The organism is Luteibacter sp. KNZ12-1A (assembly GCF_056755675.1).
Genome location: NZ_JBPGXU010000189.1, coordinates 1 through 2057, shown reverse-complemented (window position 1 = coordinate 2057; position 2057 = coordinate 1). Strand labels below are relative to the sequence as shown.

Annotated in this window: 1 protein-coding gene; it reads right to left on the bottom strand. The window is 71.0% G+C overall.

What is annotated here, in order from left to right:
* A partial coding sequence (locus tag ACR9ZJ_RS19260) for a YadA family autotransporter adhesin (protein ID WP_481288674.1) occupies nt 1-2049 on the bottom strand: 2049 nt, incomplete at its 3' end.
* Nucleotides 2050-2057 lie beyond the last annotated feature (8 nt).

Here is a 2057-nt window from a genome sequence, read left to right as displayed (position 1 = left end):
AGATGTGTATAAGAGACAGGACAATGCCGTGTTCAACTGGCTCAGGTTCACCGCGTCGGTCGCCTGCGTACCGGCGGCCACGTTGGTGATCTGGCGGTTGTTGCTTCCGCGGCCGACCGAGACCGAGTTCGCCCGCGTCGCCAGCGAACCGCTGCCCAGGGCCACCGAATTCGCCGCCAGCGCACGCGCGCTGTCGCCGATCGCGGTGGCGCCGGCCGCGCCGGCATTGGCGAAGGCGCCCACGGCCGTGGCCGCCTCCCTGCTCGCCGTGGCGAAGGCGCCGCTGGCGGTGGAGAGATCGCCCGTGGCGCTGCTTCCCGCGCCGGTGGCCGTGGCGAGCGTACCTGTCGCGGTCGCGTCGTCGGAACCGTCGCCGGCACCCGTGGCCGATACGTAGTGGCGGGCACTGGCCACGCTGTCTGACAACTGGGTCAACTGATCCACATTGACGGCATCGCTGCCTTGCTCGCCCGCGGCCACGTTGGTGATCTGGCGTTCGCTGCCGCGCGCGCCGACCGACACCGTACCCACGCGATCCGCCAGGGCGTTCGAGCCGACCGCCACGCTATCCGCCGCGGTGGCCGTCGCATTGGCGCCAAGGGCGACACTGGCGGCGCCACGGGCGGTCGAGAAATCGCCCACCGCGACACTGCTCGCGCCGGACGCCCAGCTGTTGATGCCCAGTGCCGTGGCGTTGCCGCCGGGCGCGTAGGCGAAGTAACCCAGCGCCGTGCTACCCACGCCCTCGGCTCCCGCGATGGCACCCAGCGCCGTGGCGAAATCGGCGGTCGCCTGCGCGCCGGCACCGAATGCCGCCGCACTGTCGCCGGTCGCGCCGGTATAGATGAGTCCGACGCCAGCGAGGTTGCTTGGCCCACCGACCGCGACCGAGCCGGCGCCCGACGCCGTGGTGGAGGTACCCACGGCCGTCGCATAGTCACCGGTCGCATTGGCCACCGCGCCCAATGCCGTGGATTGCGCACCGCTGGCGTAAGCGCCGACACCGGCCGAAGTCGCCGCGAAACCGGCGGCCTGCGAACTGGCGCCGACCGCCGTGCCGCCTACGCCGGCACTGGTCGCACCGGTGTCCACCGGGTTGCCATTGCCGTCGGCGATAAGCGGATTGCCGTCCTCGTCGACGGCATTACCGCCCACCGCGACACTGCCCGCGCCTGTCGCCTGTGCGCCCGCACCGAAGGCGGCCGCGTTCTGGCCGCTGGCCGTGCTGCCGTAGCCGGTCGCGGTCGCGAACTGGTTCGAGGCCACCGCGCCGGAACCGGTGGCCGTGGCACCGGAGCCCGCCGCCAAGGCACCCGAACCGGAAGCGGTGGCGTAATCACCGTTCGCCTGTGCGTCGTCGCTACCGTCACCCAGGCCGTTCGCCTTGAAGTAATGACTGGCGTCGCCGACGCTGGTGGCGAGCGAATCCAACTGTCCCTTGTTCACCGCGTCGGTGGCCTCGGTACCGGCCGCGACGTTGGTGACCTGCCGCTCGCTGCCGGCATCGCCGACCGAAACGGTATTCGCCCGGTCATTGAAGGAGCCCGCTCCGAGGGCCACGGAGTTCGCCGCCGCGGCGATCGCCGATTCACCGACCGCCGTGCTGCTCGCGCCATCCGCGTAGCTGTTCCAGCCCAGGGCGGTCGCATAGTCAGCCGTGGCCCATGCGCCCGTGCCGAAGGCCGATGAGGCATAACCCGATGCTTGCGCCGGAATCAGGCCGAAGAACGTGCTGCCACCGACGGCGACACTTTCGTCGCCCGTCGCTTGCGCGCTTTCGCCCACGGCGACGCTGCTCGCGCCGGTCGCCGCGCTCTGCGTGCCGATCGCCGTCGACAGATCGCCGATCGCGTTGGCACCCGTGGCGACCGCACCGCTGCCGTTGGCCGTGGCACCCGTGGCACCTGCGAATGCGCCCGAACCGGAAGCGGTGGCGAAATCGCCGACCGCCTGTGCATCGTCGCTGCCGTCACCCAGCCCGTTGGCCTTGAAATAATGGCTGGCATCGCTCGCGCCACTGGCGACCGCGTCGAGCTGGCTCTTGTTCACCGCGTCGG